The organism is Alkalibacterium sp. m-11, from assembly GCF_054658155.1.
On sequence record NZ_BAAGIR010000668.1, the window covers coordinates 1 to 235 of the forward strand.

The 235-nt window shown below is 43.8% G+C and carries 1 protein-coding gene; it reads left to right on the forward strand.

The window, feature by feature from the left end:
- The coding region (locus tag ACYQ2O_RS13850) for a transposase (protein ID WP_459796889.1) at positions 1-235 on the forward strand (235 nt) is incomplete at both ends.

The following is a 235-nucleotide window of genomic DNA, read 5'->3' on the forward strand; positions in this document are numbered from 1 at the left end:
TTGAACGGAAGATCGGGATTGATTTGGGTATTTCGGATTTTGCGGTCACCACCAATGATTTAGGGGAGACTGAGAAGCACAAAAATCCAAAACCTCTTTACAAGTCCGAAAAGAAGCTGAAGAAAGCGCAACGGTCGTTATCCCTCAAACAAAAAGGCGGTAAGAACCGCAATAAAGCACGCATTCAAGTGGCCAAAAAGCACGAGAAGATTGCCAATCAGCGCAAAGATTTCTT